A 1,313-nucleotide genomic window follows, 5' to 3' on the forward strand; every position below is an offset into this window, starting at 1 on the left:
GGGATGCCTTTGCGTGATGTTCTCTTCGGTGCTTCCGTTGCCACAGTGGTCCCCACTACTTTTGGTGGGGATTACTCTGGCAACTTCCTGTCACATCGTCGAGACGGTGCACGAGACGCGCTTACGCAGCTTACGAGGAGACGGTCTGTTTTCTGTACGGGCTGCCAGACTTTCAGCGCCTCGTTACTATCTTCACGCCCCGATAATTGGGGCGTTGGCCAGCCAGGCCCGGCATGATTCCCGCCCCCAGTCGCAGTCATGATCCGAATTGGTAAGGACCTCCCCGATCGCCAGATCGGCATCGGCGGGTGTCATCATGTCTGGCGCTACGCAACCTTCCGCGAAGGGGGATGTCATGGAAAAGATTGCTCGTGTTGGCGTGGATCTGGCGAAGAACATCATGCAAATTCATGCGGTCGACAGCGTCGAGCGTGTAGTCGTACGGAAAGCGATCACGCGCGAGCGATTCGCAAGCTGGTTCGCGAATCTGGAACCGTGCCTGATCGCCATGGAAGCATGCAGTGCGGCACACTACTGGGCGCGCAAGCTGAGTGCGCTCGGACACGATGTGCGCCTGATTCCACCTCAGTTTGTTGCCCCGTATCGCAAAGGCGGCGCTCATGTAAAGAACGATGCGCTCGATGCCGAAGCGATCTGCGAAGCGGCAAGCCGTCCCCATATGCGTTTCGTTCCGGTCAAATCACCTGCCCAGCAAAGCGTGCTGGTGCTGCACCGCATGCGAACCGGCTTCGTGGAAGAGCGCACTGCATTGATCAATCGGATGCGCGGATTGCTGGCCGAGTTCGGCGTGTTCCTGCCGCAAGGCATTGACTCTTTGCGCAAGCAATTCGTCGAGCGCGTCGAGGACGGCAGCAACGAGCTGGCTGGACCGGCGCGCCAGGCGTTAATGCGTGGCTGGACGCAATGGCAGTCGCTGGATGAGCAAATTGCGTGGCTTGAAAGGCAAATCACGGAACACGCCGCTCACGACCCGCAAGCCCAGCGTTGCATGGACGTATGCGGCGTTGGGCGTCTCACGGCATCGGCCGCAGTGGCGACAGTCGTCGATGCACGGCAGTTCAAGAACGGTCGGCAGATGGCCGCATGGCTGGGCATCGTGCCCTAGCAGAACAGCAGCGGCGGCAAATCGCGGCTCGGGCGCATCACAAAACAAGGGGATGCTTATCGTAAGCACTCGACCAGCACCGTAGCGTAGGTCGTTGACGACGGGAGCGCGATGCTATCGAATGGGTTCGACGTGGGCAGTAGACGGAAGCGCCGACGCCACGTTCCACGGCAACAACTCGTCGATG

General features: G+C 59.9%; 1 protein-coding gene. It reads left to right on the forward strand.

Features of this window, described 5'->3' with window-relative positions; translation table 11 throughout:
• Positions 1-355: 355 nt before the first annotated feature.
• On the forward strand, positions 356-1,126 hold the full coding sequence (locus G3O06_RS48350) for an IS110 family transposase (RefSeq protein WP_241020633.1): 771 nt from the start codon (positions 356-358) through the stop codon (positions 1,124-1,126).
• The last annotated feature ends 187 nt before the right edge of the window (positions 1,127-1,313 follow it).

Origin of the sequence: Burkholderia sp. Ac-20345, from assembly GCF_017104825.1 — a bacterium.
In the GTDB taxonomy this organism is placed as follows: domain Bacteria; phylum Pseudomonadota; class Gammaproteobacteria; order Burkholderiales; family Burkholderiaceae; genus Burkholderia; species Burkholderia lata_B.

Coding starts and splice junctions, on each gene's coding strand:
- G3O06_RS48350 (WP_241020633.1), top strand. CDS start 356: ATGGAAAAGATTGCTCGTGTTGGCGTGGATCTGGCGAAGAACATCATG.